Raw genomic sequence first — 13,885 nt, forward strand, 5'->3', positions numbered from 1 at the left:
AAAAAGCGGCGGGTATATAAGATCCGCTGGAATCAGAAAGAGAATTGAGGCATTCATAATGACGAATGAAAAAAAGAAAGTCGCCGTGCTCTATGGCGGGAAGTCAACTGAATATGAAATATCACTTCTGACCGCTTTCTCTGTGATTAATGCCATGGACCGAAGTAAATATAGAATTTTCCCGGTTCATATCAGGCAGAACGGTCAGTGGGTAGCGGGTTCGGAGATTACGAAGCAGTTAACGAGTAAGGATCAGCTGCTCCTGAATGAAAATGCACAGCTGGAAGAGCAGTCTGAACACTGGCTGGCTCCGTCCGCTCCCATTGCAAAGGTAAATCAGCCCGATATTGTTTTTCCACTGCTGCACGGTCCCAATGGTGAAGACGGTACCGTTCAGGGACTGTTTGAGTTACTGAATATTGCCTATGTCGGCTCAGGCGTTGCCGGATCAGCGACAGGCATGGATAAAGTCATGATGAAGGATATCCTTAAGACCCATCAGATTCCCGGACCTGATTATCTGTCTGTTTCCCGCTATCAGTGGGAGAACGACGCTCCTTCGGTTATTCTTGAGATCAAGAATTCAATCGGGTATCCATGCTTTATTAAGCCGGCGAACTGCGGCTCAAGCGTCGGCATCAGCCAGTGCCTGAGTGAGACCGGAATATCCGCTGCGATTACCGATGCTTTCAGGTTCGATACGAAAGTCATCGTTGAGGAAAAGGTAAGTGGTCGTGAGATTGAATGCGGTGTGATTGGTAATCATGACCTGTCTGTGTCCGTTCCCGGTGAAATTATCACGAAAGACGCGGCATTTTACGATTATCAGTCAAAATATCAGGAAGGTAAAAGCACCTTGATCATCCCAGCTGATCTTCCCGATAAAGTGGTAGCAGAACTTGAAGATGTGGCCAGGCGGGCATTTATGGCTTTGAATCTGTCAGGCCTTGCACGTGTTGACGTCTTTGTCAGGGATAAAGACCATAAAATTATTCTGAATGAAGTCAATACAATGCCGGGATTTACTCAGTTCAGTATGTTTCCCCTGCTGTGGAAACATACCGGCGTTTCTTACAGACAGCTGATTGAAAAACTGATTGATCTCGGTTTGGAGAGACACAGGGAAAAACAAACCATACAGTATCGGATCGATAAGTAAAGAAAACCTGGTCACCGGCAAACGCCGGAAGCCTGAATTTGCCGTAAGATAGTGAAAAAAAAGCGATGAGCCGAAGGGCTCATCGCTTTTTAAAACGCATATTAATGCAGAATCTGAATGGTCATTGTCCGACGCCCGAATTGGAGGGCCTGCTGCCGGGTCGGAAGATGGATATCGATTCTTTTTCCTTTAATATTTCCCCCTGTATCTCCGGCAGTATAGATACCATAACCCGGTACTTTGACCCGCGAACCGAGTGGAATGACGCCTGGATCAACCGCAATGACTTTTGCATTCGGGTTATCTGAGAAGTTAATACCCGTGGCCGATATGCCGCCGAGCGCATAGCTTGTTGCTGTAACCGTAATGGATGAACCAGCCTGCCTCTGAGGCGCAGGCGCTTTTTTCGCTGCTTTATGAGTTGCTTTCGTGACCTTAGTGACCTTAACAGGCTTCACCGGTTTTCTGGCAGCCTGTTCTTTCTCACGGTCCGCAATAGCTGCGGCTTCGGCAGCTTTTCTTGCTTTTTCCTTTGCCTCAGCCTTTGCCTCAGCTTTTGCTTTGGCCTTTGCTTTGGCTTCTGCTTTAGCTTTTCTCTCAGCAGCAGCCTTTTCTTCCTGTTTCATTTCAGCGGCTCTTGCTTTGTATGCACTGGCTTCATCGGACGAAGAGTACACGGTATACAGTGCTGTTTTTGTATTTGGGCCAACCAGTCCGTTCTCAGCGATGTGCTGGTTTGACTGGAAGTGCTTCACGGCATCTGCTGTCAATTCCCCAAATACGCCATTCACTTCTCCTCCATAATAACCCAGTAAGCGAAGTGTATCCTGAATCTCTGCAACGGAAGGACCGCTGTCTCCCAATTGCAACAAACTATTTCCGAATATTCTGGTGATACTGTTACTATCTGGTTGTAAACTCGGATCATTCTGACTGAATCCTACTGCTGTTTTGAGTTCAGGATCTTGACTTTTTACAGCGTGACTATCATTTGTACTGCTCGTTTTCGCGAAGGCAATCGTTGTCGGTGCAAGAATACCGAAAAACACCGTCAGGGTTGTCAGCGCGGTCAGCCTTTTAATGATATTCATTAAGTAAAAACCTCCTTAGGCGGGCAAAACAGGATAGCCTGTTTTGCATCCAACGGTAATTGTAAGGGCTCAACATCTCAGACGTGTATTAGTCAGATTACAGTTCTGTAACAATGAGATAAGTTTTTTTGGATTTGTCAATATGTTTTCTCAAATTTATGATAAAAATATTTACATATTTGTCTCCCTGACGGGTATCATGAAGTGCTCTCAATTTGTAAAAAAAATAATTTGCTCTAAACTAGAGAAGGACAGAATACAGATCGTATAAATTAACTACCAGGGGGATAACAAGGTGGAAGCGAAAAAAATGAATGCATCACGTTCGGTTACTTCTGTACACGTCATGCCGAACGATACAAATAATCATGGCACATTTTTCGGCGGAAAACTGATGATGTATGTTGATAATATCGGAGCTGTATCGGCCATGCGCCATGCGCGGCAATCGGTGGTCACCGCATCGATAGATTCTGTGGATTTTCTCCACCCCATAAAAGCAGGTTCGTCTGTCTGCCTCGAAGCGATGGTGACATGGACGCACCATACGTCCATGGAAGTATTCGTGAAAATTGTTACTGAAGATTTAATGACCGGTGAACGTAAATTGTGTACCACGTGCTATCTTACGTTTGTTGCTATCGGTAAAAATGGAAAACCGGTTCCTGTACCTAAAGTCATACCGGAAAGTGAAGAAGAACGGATGCTCTTTAAGTCAGCCGAAAAGCGCTATTTGCGCAGGAAGGAAAGACGTCTGGAAACGAAAAAATTTGCTTCAAAGCTGACACTGGACAAACCCTGGGACCGTGAGATGAACAATATCTGATGTCCACACCTTTAGGAGTGACCTGCATAGAATGTACTGTTGAGTGGGGAAAACTGCTCAAAATACGGAATAAAGGGGCGAGTGACGATATGGGTGCAACTTCCGGCGGTTACAGCAACGGTTTTGCGTTAATCGTTGTTCTGTTCATTTTGCTGATCATTGTTGGTACGGCATTCGTTTATTAATAAGCAGGCCGACAAGATGAACCGGTAATAAAAACAGCCGCGGACTTTTTTTAGTCCGCGGCTGTTTTTCGTCAGGAACAGATCAGGCAGCTGTATGCTTTCTCTGAATAAAATGTTTTAAGCGTGCACCGAGCGGGATCATTAACAGGGTCAGAACTACACCTTTGAGCAGATTAAAAGGTGCGACTCCATAAACAATTAATGTCATCAGGTTCTGAATGTTGTGGTTGGCTGCCTGGGACATCTGTACGGCACTGTCTATACTCAGTCCAAGAAAGACAGCATAAGCAGGAAAGATAAGGTAATAATTGGCAAGGGCCATCAGTATGGTCATGATCAGTGTGCCGACAAGCATACCCTCGGCAAGTGAGAAGAGTGTATGCTTTTTCTTGTAAAACCACCAGGTAACGAGAATTAATATCGAGCCGGCAGTAAAATTGGCCAATTCACCGACAGGTACGACTGTCAGTGATCCGGTCAGTAACACGTGGAGAATATTTTTAATGGCTTCAATAGCAATACCGGCCCCGGGTCCGAGTATGATGGCACCAATCAACGCAGGTATATCGCTGAAATCCATGGTCAGAAAAACAGGGAAAAGCGGCACAGGAAAAGCGATCAGCATAATCAGGAAACCCAGAGCTGCAAGCAGTGACACCAGAACCATTTTCTTCAAAGATAAAGCCTTCATAATAGATCACCCCATGATAGTATTGGGATGATGTGTGCGGTGAGTTTCTATCAGGATACAACCATCGGTTCAGCGGTTATTTAAAAGCCGGTAAAAATAAAGAAGCCCAAAGGATAAGTAAATTCCTTTGGGCTTCGCTGATATCACTGAGCGCACGACAGACCTGTCATCACGCTTCGCTGTTCAACGCTGAATAGAAGGCGGAAAATGCGCCGTCACATCATCCTTCTTTCATCCAGACTGTACTGTCGGTCCCGGCATCTCACCGGATCTGCCAAAAGGCTCGCGGACTCTGGACGTTTAAATCCAATACCGCCGGTCGGGAATCACACCCTGCCCTGAAGGAATATTTGATTCAATTTACACATACATTTTACACCCGTTAAGCGTATTCATCAAGACTTTTTTTCACATAAATACGAATCCTGATCTGAACTCCCTGATCCGTTGTCAGATCACATAATCCAGTACAAGTCCGACCGAGAGCAGGATGCCAAAGAGTGTCTGCATCTGTGCCGTAGCTTTCATGGCCGGCATCAGCTGAATAGAACGTGTCTTTCCACGAAACAACTTTGTCGCCTGAATGGCTTTCGGAAGGCTGGCGAAAACAACCAGAAGCCAGGCTGATTCAACCTGGAAGACCATTAATCCGATGATCCACAGATAAGAAATCACAAACAGGGAAGCGAGTACACGAATGGCAGCCGGCCGTCCGAGCAGAACAGGCAGGGTTTTTCGACCCTTTTCCTTATCCCGGGATAAATCACGAATGTTATTCGCCATATTAATTCCCCCGACGAGAAGGCCGATCGGAATGGAGATAAGGACCGTGTTCAGTGTCAGCATATCCGTTTGGATGAAGAAAGAGATCCAGATGATAAAGATACCCATAAATAAGCCCGAGATCATTTCTCCAAAGGGGGTATAGGCGATCGGTAACGGTCCGCCGGAATAAAGGTAGCCGGTGAGAATACAAACCGACCCGGCGGCGGCAATCCACCAGTTGCTTTTCATACAGATATAAACCCCGATCAGCATGGAAGCGGCGCACAGACTGAGCGCGAGATAAAGGATCGTCTTTGGCCGGAATCCATCACGAACAATACTGCCGCCAATGCCGACTGAGCTGGAATCATCCAGGCCTCTTTTAAAATCAAAATACTCATTGAACAGATTGGTTGCAATCTGGATCATCATGGAAGCAATTAACATGGCGATAAAAAGTAAAAAATTGGGAATTCTTATGGGCAGAACCAGTGCCGTACCGAGTGCGACGGGAACAAAGGAAGCCGTCAGGGTATGCGGGCGGATCATCTTCCACCATTTTTTAAAACCTGTATTCTTCTCCAAAACGGATCCATTCATATTTGATCTCTCCTATAATAAGATGCCAGAAAGGGCAGGAAGATTGGCTGACAGACGATCAGCTGCCACAACCAGAAGGATATGGCCTGTAACGCACAGCTCGAATGAGCCCGCCGTTCAGCGCATGTGGTGCTCCTGCGTCATGCAGCTATATCATCGGGCGGCTGACAGCACCCGATAAATGTTAAAATGAAATGATGAGACAAAAGGGTCACGAATTCGACATTTTTGTAACAATTTTAGTTTATGAGATTAGTAAGGTACTGTCAATCCTGAAGTACATACGCAGCATTTCTGCTTTTAATGATGGTCCTGTCGGAAGGACTGCACGGGTACAGGGTGGGGGCAAAAAAAGAGTCAGGACTTTACTGAGGGATGGGGAGTTCCCGGTTCAGAAGATGCCGGTATCCGTGGCCGGGGAAACCGGACATTGAGCAGTGTCCGGAGCGCATCACATTCAACACCGGTCAGGGTAATGCCTCTTCTCATTTTTTTCTTGTCGGCTGACCAGCTTCTGATATCGTATTTTGCTTCACGGTTATTCCAGCTGACCAGATTAAATTCCCGAGTCCATCCGGAAGGCTCTTTTGACAGAACACCGAAATGTTCGACAATGTGACATGTAATTCTTTGTTCTGATTCTGACATACGATCACCTCATTATTAGATATAGAACAAATGTTCTATAATCATCATAAACGGGAACAAGCGTTCTGTCAAGGGTTCGGATAAATAAATAAAGTCTTCAGGTCGCATTTTGTTATAATGATAAGAAAAAGATCATGTCAATCATTAGAGGGGATACATATGCTGCGCTATACACTTGCTCTGATTCAGTATAAAGGGAAGATACTCATGATTAACCGGGAAAAAAATCCGTGGCAGGGTGCATGGAACGGCGTCGGCGGGAAGCTTGAGCCGACAGAGACGCCGGAACAATGCGTGATCCGTGAAATCCGGGAAGAAACAGGCCTTCAGGTCACTCACCCGTTATACCGGGGCATCGTCACATGGAACGCTGACAGTGAGAAACTGGAGGGAATGTATCTGTTTGTCGTTCGCGCAGTGGATGCTGCGGCGCTTCATACACCACTGAGGACCAGAGAGGGGATACTTGAATGGAAGACAGAGCAATGGATCCTGTCAAAGGATAATTTCGGGACGGTGCCTTCCTTATTCAGTTTCATGCGGGATGCTCTCGACATAGATCATTGTCAGCCGAAAAACTACCACTGTGTGTTTAACGGAAACCAGCTGGTTCACACGGAAATACGACCGGTTCCGCAATCCATAAAGAATAGAGAATTATAAAAAAAACATGATCAGCAGCATCAGACAGGCGAGGACACCCAGAAAAAACACAATCCAGAAATCGAGTCCCATATTAACGATGAGCAGAGGAGAGATGATCAGAGCAGTACCGGCAAGAAGTAAAATAATGCCGAGCGTAGCAAAAAATCTTGAGGGAAGCCGCAGGCGTCGCTTAAGAAGAGAAGGTAAGGTGCATTTTCTTTTTTTCAGAATCAGGACGATTCCGGCAATAATCAGGAGAATGCCGGTCATCATGATCAGATCATCCTGCAAAGACATGGCTCACTTGCCTCCCATACATATCGTGCATCACTCATTATACATAATTCTGGATTATTTTGTAGTGAATTTTTAAGAACCTGTTAAAGTGGCAGCAGCCCGTGATGACAGGACTGCTGCCTCAGATTTGCTATTTTTATTTTTGACCGGCTGCATGTTCAGACCGTTCAGACTGTTCAGGGAGCTGAGACGTACAGTGCGGGCATCTTGTGGCCTTGGCAGGTATGGAAGAAAGACAGTAAGGACACAGTTTTGTCTTCGGTGAGACCGGCTTTTTTAGGGGTGTGCGGTTAATGAGCCTGACCATAAAGAAAATGACTGCAGCGATAATCAGAAAATTGATGACATTGTTAATAAATAAACCATAGTTGATCGTCGGTGCTCCGGCCTTTTGAGCCGCATCCAGGCTGCTGTAGGTTTTCCCGGAGAGATTGATATACAGATTGCTGAAATCCACCTTGCCGAGCAGGAGTCCGATCGGCGGCATCACAATATCCTTTACCAGCGAGTTGACAATTTGCCCGAATGCCGCGCCAATAATGACCGCAACAGCTAAATCGATCACATTCCCCCGTGCGATAAAACTTTTAAATTCCCTGAATATTTTCATTCGGTTCCCCCCGTTTCTATTTCAAGTTCATCGAAAGGATAGCATCATTTTTCCCGGTTGAAAAGGGCTGTAATGAGTAAAATGACGTATTCTGAGCATGATATATCCGGGAGGTCGATCCAAATTGAACTTCGGAAGATTTTTTTATATCGTGTGTACGGTCGTGATTCTTGTCGCAGCAGCTTATGGAAACCAGTCAGGTGACCGCGTAAGTGCTAAAGAACAAAAAAATCAGAGACTGATTGTCCAGCTGACCGATTCCTCTGGAGAGCAGGTTGGGGAAGCCATCTTAACGGAAACAGCAAAAGGGGTCAGAATTGCCCTCCAGGCCGAAAAGCTGAAACCGGGGATACATGGCATCCATTTCCATGAAAACGGCATTTGCTCGCCTCCGGACTTTATGTCTGCCGGTGAACACTTTAATCCGGAACATAAAAAACATGGATTAAAAAATCCTCTTGGCCCGCATGCAGGCGATATGCCGAATATTTTTGCCGACAGTCAGGGCCGGGTAAAAACAGTTATTTTTAATCCCATGGTGACACTGGAAGAAGGAAAGGCGAACTCACTCAGGGATGCTGATGGTTCAGCCCTGATTATTCATGAATCAGGGGATGATCAGAAAACAGATCCTGCGGGAAACTCCGGAAAACGTGTTATCTGCGGCGTGATCCGTTAATGTTGGCAGATCGGGTTTGGATGATGACCGAAAAAAAGGAAGAGGACTTAAGCCTCTTCCTTTTTTCTGATGGTGTATTATTCGGCAAGGAGGGACAGACCACCATCGACCGTAATGGTCTGCCCGCGGATCATAAACGCGGCAGGGGTGCAGAGAAAATAAACGGCTTCCGCCAGATCCTCAGGCTGCACAATACGGCCGGCAGGATTGCGTTTTGCTGCCTGTTCCAGCAGTTCCGCCCTGTTAGGGAAGTGTTTCAGTGCGTCTGTATCCACAGCACCACCGGAAACCGTGTTTACCGTGATATTCATCGGTGCCAGAGCAACGGCCAGATAGCGTGTGATCGCTTCGACAGCCGCTTTTGAAACACCGACAACGGCATAATTGGGCAGGGCACGTACGGCGCCGAGACTGGAAAGGGCGACAATGTGTCCGCCCCCTGATTTTTGCATCAGCTTTGCGGCCTGCTGTGCGGCAAAAAGGTAGGCTTTGGCATTGATGTCCTGTGTCCAGTCCCAGTGTTTTTCCTGTATTTCCATAAGCGGGCGCTGGACACCTGAAGCGGCATTGTTGATAAAGACGTCCAGTCTCCCGAAAGCTTCTTCCGTCGATTTAAATAATTGCTGAATCTGACCCACTTCACCGACATTTGCTTTACATGTTTTCACTTCTGTTCCATATTTTTCTTCAATATCCTGTTTCGTTTTTTCAGCGTTAGAGGCCTTCCGTGCATAATTAAGTACAAGGGTGTACCCGTTCTGCGCAAATTTTTCAGCAATGGCTTTGCCGATACCTCTTGTCCCACCGGTGATCAAGGCTACTTTTTTCCCCAACTCAGATCCCCCTTTTTATCCCATACAGTATAGCAAAACGGATGAAAACCGGGCAAGACCGGTATGATCTTTTTTGATTTCAGACGCGAAAAGTACCGGTGGTGAGCCTTGATTCTGACTGATGATCTGTCGTGTGATAAAATAAACTGTGATGTGCGGGAAATCACGGAAACGCATACATACTTTTATTGTCAGAAAGGAAGTCTCTTTAACATGTCCTCTGTTGAATGGAAGGTCATCGAGCCTTATGATGAGATCATTTTTGAACGGTATGAAGGCATTGCCAAAATAACGATTAATCGTCCTCAGGTAAGAAACGCGTTTACACCAAAAACAGTCATGGAAATGATTGACGCCTTCTCACGCGCCAGAGATGATTCAAGTATCGGTGTAGTCATCCTGACTGGTGCGGGGACGTTAGCATTCTGTTCAGGCGGTGATCAGAAGGTCCGGGGAAATGGCGGATATGTCGGAAGTGATCATGTGCCGCGCCTGAACGTTCTTGATCTGCAGCACCTGATCCGGATTATCCCGAAGCCTGTGATTGCCATGGTTGCCGGGTATGCCATAGGTGGAGGAAATGTCCTTCAGGTGGTCTGTGATCTGACCATTGCTGCGGATAACGCCGTATTCGGCCAGACAGGACCGAAAGTCGGAAGTTTTGATGCCGGTTACGGTGCAGGGTTACTGGCGCGTATAGTCGGCCAGAAGAAGGCCCGTGAAATCTGGTTTCTGTGCCGTCAATATAATGCGCAGCAGGCGCTGGACATGGGACTCGTGAATGCAGTCGTTCCGCTCGAACATCTGGAGGATGAAACAATTAAGTGGGCAAAGGAAATGCTGTCAAAAAGCGCAACTGCGCTGCGGTTCCTCAAAGCTTCATTTAATGCCGACACAGATGGCCTGGCCGGACTGCAGCAGCTGGGCGGGGATGCCACGCTGCTTTATTACACAACCGATGAGGCAAAAGAAGGCCGTGACGCTTTTAAAGAAAAACGTGACCCGGATTTCAGCAGATTTCCAAAGTTTCCCTGATAAGGTGATGATCAGTCATGAATGAGTTGAAAATGCCGAACTGGCTGATTCAGCGCGCCCGTCTGACACCTGATCGGATTGCTTTCGAAACGGAAGACGGGGACATGACCTTTAAAACGCTGTGCAGCCAGGTTACCGGTATCGCACGGCGCCTTTTGGCTCTTGGAATCCAAAAAGGGGATCCTATTGCTCTCCTCGGTGAAAATACACTTGATCTCGTCCGTCTCTATCATGCCCTTGCGATGATCGGAGCCGTCGCTGTTCCACTTAATATCCGACTGAGTGTGGATGAACTGAGCTGGCAGGCTGAGGACAGTGAGGCAAAAAAAGTGATCAGTGATCAGGCTTGTGAAGCGGCGGGAATCGCCGTCGCCAGGAAAAATTCGATCCCATTTATAAATAAGTCAGACATCATGAACGCGCGTGAAGCAGCCGGAGAAGTGCCAGGTGAAATGGATATGAGCGCCCCATGCACGATCATTTATACCTCGGGGACTACCGGTCATCCGAAAGGCGTTGTTCTGACCTGTGGTAATCACTGGTGGAGTGCAGTCGGTTCAGCACTGAATCTCGGCCTGGAACGGTCCGATAAATGGCTCTCTTGTGTGCCGCTTTTCCACGTCAGCGGCCTATCGATTCTGATGAAAAATCTGATTTACGGGATGACGGTTGTTCTGCGCAAAAAGTTTGATCCGCAGGAAGCCAACCGGCAGATCTGCTTTAACGGGGTGACGATGATGTCTGTTGTCTCGAACATGCTCAGGCGCATGCTTGATGATCTGCAGGATAAAAATTATCCCGGACCGTTTCGCTGCATGCTGCTCGGAGGCGGACCGGCGCCGCTTCCCCTTCTGCGCCGGTGTGAGACAAAACACGTCCCCGTATATCAGACATACGGACTGACAGAAACGGCTTCGCAAATGGTTACTTTGTCCCCTGAATATATGTTTTCGAAAATCGGATCAGCAGGTAAACCCCTTTTTCCCGGTGAGGTACGCATTGACCGCCCGGCCCAGTCTGATTCCGGGTCGCCCGGTGAGATCCTTGTGCGGGGTCCGAATGTGACAAAAGGTTACTGGCGGCGCCCGGCGGCAACCGAACGTGCCTTTACGAACGGATGGCTGCATACAGGTGATATCGGGTATCTGGACAGCGATGGTTTTCTGTATGTCCTGGACCGGCGCTGTGATTTGATTATATCCGGTGGAGAGAACGTTTATCCGGCGGAAATCGAATCTGTCCTTATGAGTCATCCTGCTATTAAAGAAGCCGGTGTCATCGGTGTAAAGGATGAAAAATGGGGAGAAGTCCCCTGTGCCTTTGTCACCATAGCCAAAAACGAACAGCACATTACTGAAGAAGAGATACTCCGCTTCTGCGCAGGCAGGCTCGCCCGCTACAAGATCCCTGTCCGGGTTATTCGGGTTGACGCCATGCCGCGGAATGCCTCGAGAAAATTATTGAGAAGGAAACTGGCGCAGTTTTTACCGGAAAATTTACACACAAAATATGATCTATAACGCCGGTTAGGGTATGATAAGAGCAGAGGGTACACCATGGAGTGATCGATCCGAAAAGAGGCGTGCATGATGATTATTGTCTACTTAAGCCTGATACTGGTTGTCGCAGCGGTCATTGGCTTTTTTGTTTCAGCTTCAAGAACGGCCAGACAAATGAAGGGGTCATTGGCTAAAATTTCCAGAACGAGTGAACGCCTGCGTCGCCAGGCGGAAAAAATCGTCATTGAGAAAAATGAACTGACCGAGAAAATATCAAACATGCAGCTGGATTTTTTCAAAAAGAAAGAAAAAGTCCGGAAGCTTTCACGTCAGATTCAGCAGACGAATTATCTCGTACGTGACAACCTGTATAAATTCATGATGTTCATTAAAAAAGAAAAAGCATGAACAGAAGCGTGTGCTCTTGTCCATGCTTTTTGTCTGAATTAACCTGTTACTGTTTCAAAACGCGGAGCTACGTTGATCCGCACATTTCCGTGTACGGCTTTTGCGATCATGCAGTCTTTTTCAGCCTGTCTGATGCAGAAGGACAGCCTTTCACGCAGATGATCAGTGATTTGTCCGGAAAGACAGATGATCGGCCGGTGTGTCACACTTTCAAAATGAAGTCCCCCTTTTTTGGTTACTGAACCTTCCGACTGAATAGAAATATGGTCATAAACGATGTTTTCCTTATGCAGTCTAATGCCAAGCGTGATCATATAGCAGGAAGAAAGTGCACTGAGCAGCAGTTCATCAGGATTTGTTCCTGTACCGGCTCCCCCCATCGACGGATCGACGGAAATCACATTTTCCAGATTGCCGGCTTTGATCCGGCCGCTGCCGTCCCAGGAACCACGCCAGCATCCGCCGGCATGGAAGGTAAAATCAGTCAAAATATCGCCTTCTTTAATTCGCTTTCTTTCATTATAAAGGATTGTCCGTTGTCGCTGCAAAAACGGGGATTCGATGTCTGAACAGGCAAAACCTGACGTGCAGTTTTGTACAGACATCAGTGGAGGAGGTTCATGATGAATCAAAAAAATGTTGCCGTCCGCTGGCTGTGGCTGGTGCTTGTCAGTGCACTGCTGTTTCTGATCTTCGTTCTGCTTGTGCGGGTCCCGGAGGTCCGTTCTCTGGACAATCGCCTGATCCAGGCACTTGATCCGTTCAGGACAGACACCCCTATTTTTTTCTTCTCTAAAATAACGGATTTTGGGGCGAGCCGGCTGTTAATCATCATTATTATTCTGACTTCTCTTTTTCTTATTTATAAAAAGAGATTTGTGGCGCTGGTTCTGCTGCCGCTGGCTTTCTGGGCTGAACGGGGAATGAATTCACTTCTGAAACATTGGGTGATGCGGGATCGCCCTGATTTTCCCCACCTGGTCCATGAGACAGGTTACAGTTTTCCCAGCGGCCATGCCATGAACGCTGCCACAGTCTATGGACTCCTTATAATTCTGATTGCTCCGCTGATCCGTCACAGGTCCATGCGCAGACTCTGGATCGCGCTTTGTCTGGCGATGATCGTTCTGATCGGTTTCAGCCGGCCGTTCCTTCGTGTCCATTTTTTTACAGATATTCTTGCCGGTTACTGCATGGGCGGCGTATTTGTCGGAATAACTGCACTGATTGTCATTTTTATTGATTCCAGGCGCGGATGCCGTTAAGATGAAAATAAAGTGAAACTTCAATCAGCCGGGATTTTCGGGCGCACAGATCGTGCCCGTGCAGGCATTGCAACAGGACGTCCTCGTTTTTAGCCTAGGCCCATCCCCCAATGATTGTTTGTTGAACCCATCGGGCTCCTGCGGGCAGGTATCCCCCGCCTGGGCATGTTTACGGCCCGTCCTTCACTTCTTTATCGTCCATACGCCGCAGCCGCATCTCGACGGAGTTCATCCTGTCTTCGGACAGGTCACAGAGGGACTGGATACGGTTCGAGCAATGAAAAACGGTGATATCATGATCAATTGACAGTCCGGGATCAGGAAGACTAAAAAAGAAAGGGGCATGTACCATGCCGAAAAGTAATGTTGGTTTGCAGATTCTTCCTTTTTCAAAAGAAAAAGAGACATATGGCCTGGTCGACAAAGCGATTGAGGAAATTCAGAAATCAGGGGTGAAATATGAAGTTGACGCCCTGGAGACGGTCATGGAAGGGGAACTGGACGACCTGCTTGAAGTCGTAAAAAAAACAATTTATGCAACGGTTGAGGCAGGCGCCGATGAAGTTGCAGCTGAAGTAAAAATTCATTTCCGGCCGCAGGGCACATCGATTGAGGAAAAAGTTGGAAAGTACCGGAAATCCTGAGAAAA

17 protein-coding genes, 2 pseudogenes and 1 riboswitch are annotated in these 13,885 nt (G+C 47.2%); of the genes and pseudogenes, 11 read left to right on the top strand and 8 right to left on the bottom strand.

Annotation, left to right across the window (positions count from 1 at the left end):
• Nucleotides 1-58 precede the first annotated feature (58 nt).
• Nucleotides 59-1,159 (top strand): D-alanine--D-alanine ligase, encoded by a 1,101-nt coding sequence (locus ABNN70_RS08710; RefSeq protein WP_353947567.1) that lies wholly within the window; start codon nt 59-61, stop codon nt 1,157-1,159.
• Between the two features lie 101 nt (nt 1,160-1,260).
• On the opposite strand, the gene ABNN70_RS08715 is transcribed toward ABNN70_RS08710, so the two are convergent.
• Nucleotides 1,261-2,250 carry a 3D domain-containing protein gene (locus tag ABNN70_RS08715; protein ID WP_353947568.1) on the bottom strand — a complete coding sequence of 330 codons (990 nt, stop codon included), beginning with the start codon at nt 2,248-2,250 and terminating at the stop codon, nt 1,261-1,263.
• A 295-nt stretch (nt 2,251-2,545) separates the two neighbouring features.
• Between ABNN70_RS08715 and ABNN70_RS08720 the strand changes: the two genes are divergently transcribed.
• Together ABNN70_RS08720 and ABNN70_RS08725 are read left to right on the top strand one after the other, a co-directional pair.
• Entirely contained in the window at nt 2,546-3,076 is a 531-nt protein-coding gene (locus ABNN70_RS08720) for an acyl-CoA thioesterase (RefSeq protein WP_129929738.1), read from the top strand.
• Between the two features lie 89 nt (nt 3,077-3,165).
• The gene (locus ABNN70_RS08725) at nt 3,166-3,261 is read left to right on the top strand and encodes a YjcZ family sporulation protein (RefSeq protein WP_129929747.1); all 96 of its coding nucleotides are present in this window, start codon (nt 3,166-3,168) and stop codon (nt 3,259-3,261) included.
• Between the two features lie 82 nt (nt 3,262-3,343).
• Here ABNN70_RS08725 and ABNN70_RS08730 read toward each other — a convergent pair whose 3' ends face one another.
• The 3 genes and pseudogenes from ABNN70_RS08730 to ABNN70_RS08740 form a co-directional block, all read right to left on the bottom strand.
• Nucleotides 3,344-3,952, bottom strand: coding sequence for an ECF transporter S component (locus tag ABNN70_RS08730; RefSeq protein ID WP_129929737.1), 609 nt, complete (start codon nt 3,950-3,952; stop codon nt 3,344-3,346).
• 219 nt (nt 3,953-4,171) lie between these two features.
• Nucleotides 4,172-4,302: riboswitch (FMN riboswitch) on the bottom strand.
• 100 nt (nt 4,303-4,402) lie between these two features.
• Complete coding sequence (locus ABNN70_RS08735) at nt 4,403-5,317, bottom strand: 1,4-dihydroxy-2-naphthoate polyprenyltransferase (RefSeq protein ID WP_353947569.1); 915 nt, start codon at nt 5,315-5,317, stop codon at nt 4,403-4,405.
• 429 nt (nt 5,318-5,746) lie between these two features.
• Nucleotides 5,747-5,965: pseudogene (locus tag ABNN70_RS08740) on the bottom strand (PC4/YdbC family ssDNA-binding protein); the annotation flags it as partial.
• Nucleotides 5,966-6,124: 159 nt separating this feature from the next.
• Here ABNN70_RS08740 and ABNN70_RS08745 point away from each other — a divergent pair.
• Nucleotides 6,125-6,628: an 8-oxo-dGTP diphosphatase gene (locus ABNN70_RS08745; RefSeq protein ID WP_353947570.1), complete on the top strand. Its 504-nt coding sequence runs from the start codon at nt 6,125-6,127 to the stop codon at nt 6,626-6,628.
• Here ABNN70_RS08745 and ABNN70_RS08750 read toward each other — a convergent pair.
• Both ABNN70_RS08750 and mscL read right to left on the bottom strand, forming a co-directional pair.
• Nucleotides 6,623-6,907 (bottom strand): hypothetical protein, encoded by a 285-nt coding sequence (locus tag ABNN70_RS08750; protein WP_353947571.1) that lies wholly within the window; start codon nt 6,905-6,907, stop codon nt 6,623-6,625. The two genes, ABNN70_RS08745 and ABNN70_RS08750, sit on opposite strands and share 6 nt — an antisense overlap.
• A 136-nt stretch (nt 6,908-7,043) precedes the next feature.
• Nucleotides 7,044-7,511, bottom strand: coding sequence for a large conductance mechanosensitive channel protein MscL (gene mscL / locus ABNN70_RS08755; protein ID WP_353949414.1), 468 nt, complete (start codon nt 7,509-7,511; stop codon nt 7,044-7,046).
• Nucleotides 7,512-7,641: 130 nt separating this feature from the next.
• Here mscL and ABNN70_RS08760 point away from each other — a divergent pair, with 130 nt between their 5' ends.
• Nucleotides 7,642-8,196 carry a superoxide dismutase family protein gene (locus ABNN70_RS08760; protein ID WP_240697315.1) on the top strand — a complete coding sequence of 185 codons (555 nt, stop codon included), beginning with the start codon at nt 7,642-7,644 and terminating at the stop codon, nt 8,194-8,196.
• A 77-nt stretch (nt 8,197-8,273) separates the two neighbouring features.
• On the opposite strand, the gene fabL is transcribed toward ABNN70_RS08760, so the two are convergent.
• Complete coding sequence (gene fabL, locus ABNN70_RS08765) at nt 8,274-9,029, bottom strand: enoyl-[acyl-carrier-protein] reductase FabL (RefSeq protein WP_353947572.1); 756 nt, start codon at nt 9,027-9,029, stop codon at nt 8,274-8,276.
• A gap of 213 nt (nt 9,030-9,242) precedes the next feature.
• On the opposite strand from fabL, the gene menB reads away from it, so the two are divergent.
• From menB to ABNN70_RS08780, 3 genes are all read left to right on the top strand, one after another.
• Nucleotides 9,243-10,064: a 1,4-dihydroxy-2-naphthoyl-CoA synthase gene (menB, locus tag ABNN70_RS08770; protein WP_129929729.1), complete on the top strand. Its 822-nt coding sequence runs from the start codon at nt 9,243-9,245 to the stop codon at nt 10,062-10,064.
• Nucleotides 10,065-10,081: 17 nt separating this feature from the next.
• Nucleotides 10,082-11,584 (top strand): o-succinylbenzoate--CoA ligase, encoded by a 1,503-nt coding sequence (locus ABNN70_RS08775; protein ID WP_129929728.1) that lies wholly within the window; start codon nt 10,082-10,084, stop codon nt 11,582-11,584.
• Nucleotides 11,585-11,653: 69 nt separating this feature from the next.
• On the top strand, nt 11,654-11,971 hold the full coding sequence (locus ABNN70_RS08780; RefSeq protein WP_353947573.1) for a hypothetical protein: 318 nt from the start codon (nt 11,654-11,656) through the stop codon (nt 11,969-11,971).
• A 38-nt stretch (nt 11,972-12,009) separates the two neighbouring features.
• Here the strand turns inward: ABNN70_RS08780 and ABNN70_RS08785 are convergent, their stop codons facing one another.
• Nucleotides 12,010-12,459, bottom strand: coding sequence for an OsmC family protein (locus tag ABNN70_RS08785; RefSeq protein WP_129929726.1), 450 nt, complete (start codon nt 12,457-12,459; stop codon nt 12,010-12,012).
• A gap of 135 nt (nt 12,460-12,594) precedes the next feature.
• Here ABNN70_RS08785 and ABNN70_RS08790 point away from each other — a divergent pair, with 135 nt between their 5' ends.
• The 3 genes and pseudogenes from ABNN70_RS08790 (at nt 12,595) to ABNN70_RS08800 (ending at nt 13,880) form a co-directional block, all read left to right on the top strand.
• Nucleotides 12,595-13,236, top strand: a complete 642-nt coding sequence (locus ABNN70_RS08790) for a phosphatase PAP2 family protein (protein ID WP_353947574.1) — start codon at nt 12,595-12,597, stop codon at nt 13,234-13,236.
• 187 nt (nt 13,237-13,423) lie between these two features.
• Nucleotides 13,424-13,543: pseudogene (locus ABNN70_RS08795) on the top strand (peptidylprolyl isomerase); the annotation flags it as partial.
• 43 nt (nt 13,544-13,586) lie between these two features.
• Nucleotides 13,587-13,880: a thiamine-binding protein gene (locus ABNN70_RS08800; protein ID WP_353947575.1), complete on the top strand. Its 294-nt coding sequence runs from the start codon at nt 13,587-13,589 to the stop codon at nt 13,878-13,880.
• Nucleotides 13,881-13,885: the final 5 nt, after the last annotated feature.

Source organism: Sporolactobacillus sp. Y61, assembly GCF_040529185.1.
Classification (GTDB): Bacteria; Bacillota; Bacilli; order Bacillales; family Sporolactobacillaceae; genus Sporolactobacillus.

Coding starts and splice junctions, on each gene's coding strand:
- ABNN70_RS08715 (WP_353947568.1), bottom strand. CDS start 2,250: ATGAATATCATTAAAAGGCTGACCGCGCTGACAACCCTGACGGTGTTT.
- ABNN70_RS08750 (WP_353947571.1), bottom strand. CDS start 6,907: ATGTCTTTGCAGGATGATCTGATCATGATGACCGGCATTCTCCTGATT.
- menB (WP_129929729.1), top strand. CDS start 9,243: ATGTCCTCTGTTGAATGGAAGGTCATCGAGCCTTATGATGAGATCATT.
- ABNN70_RS08775 (WP_129929728.1), top strand. CDS start 10,082: ATGAATGAGTTGAAAATGCCGAACTGGCTGATTCAGCGCGCCCGTCTG.
- ABNN70_RS08745 (WP_353947570.1), top strand. CDS start 6,125: ATGCTGCGCTATACACTTGCTCTGATTCAGTATAAAGGGAAGATACTC.
- ABNN70_RS08730 (WP_129929737.1), bottom strand. CDS start 3,952: ATGAAGGCTTTATCTTTGAAGAAAATGGTTCTGGTGTCACTGCTTGCA.
- ABNN70_RS08710 (WP_353947567.1), top strand. CDS start 59: ATGACGAATGAAAAAAAGAAAGTCGCCGTGCTCTATGGCGGGAAGTCA.
- ABNN70_RS08725 (WP_129929747.1), top strand. CDS start 3,166: ATGGGTGCAACTTCCGGCGGTTACAGCAACGGTTTTGCGTTAATCGTT.
- ABNN70_RS08790 (WP_353947574.1), top strand. CDS start 12,595: ATGAATCAAAAAAATGTTGCCGTCCGCTGGCTGTGGCTGGTGCTTGTC.
- ABNN70_RS08735 (WP_353947569.1), bottom strand. CDS start 5,317: ATGAATGGATCCGTTTTGGAGAAGAATACAGGTTTTAAAAAATGGTGG.
- ABNN70_RS08800 (WP_353947575.1), top strand. CDS start 13,587: ATGCCGAAAAGTAATGTTGGTTTGCAGATTCTTCCTTTTTCAAAAGAA.
- ABNN70_RS08780 (WP_353947573.1), top strand. CDS start 11,654: ATGATTATTGTCTACTTAAGCCTGATACTGGTTGTCGCAGCGGTCATT.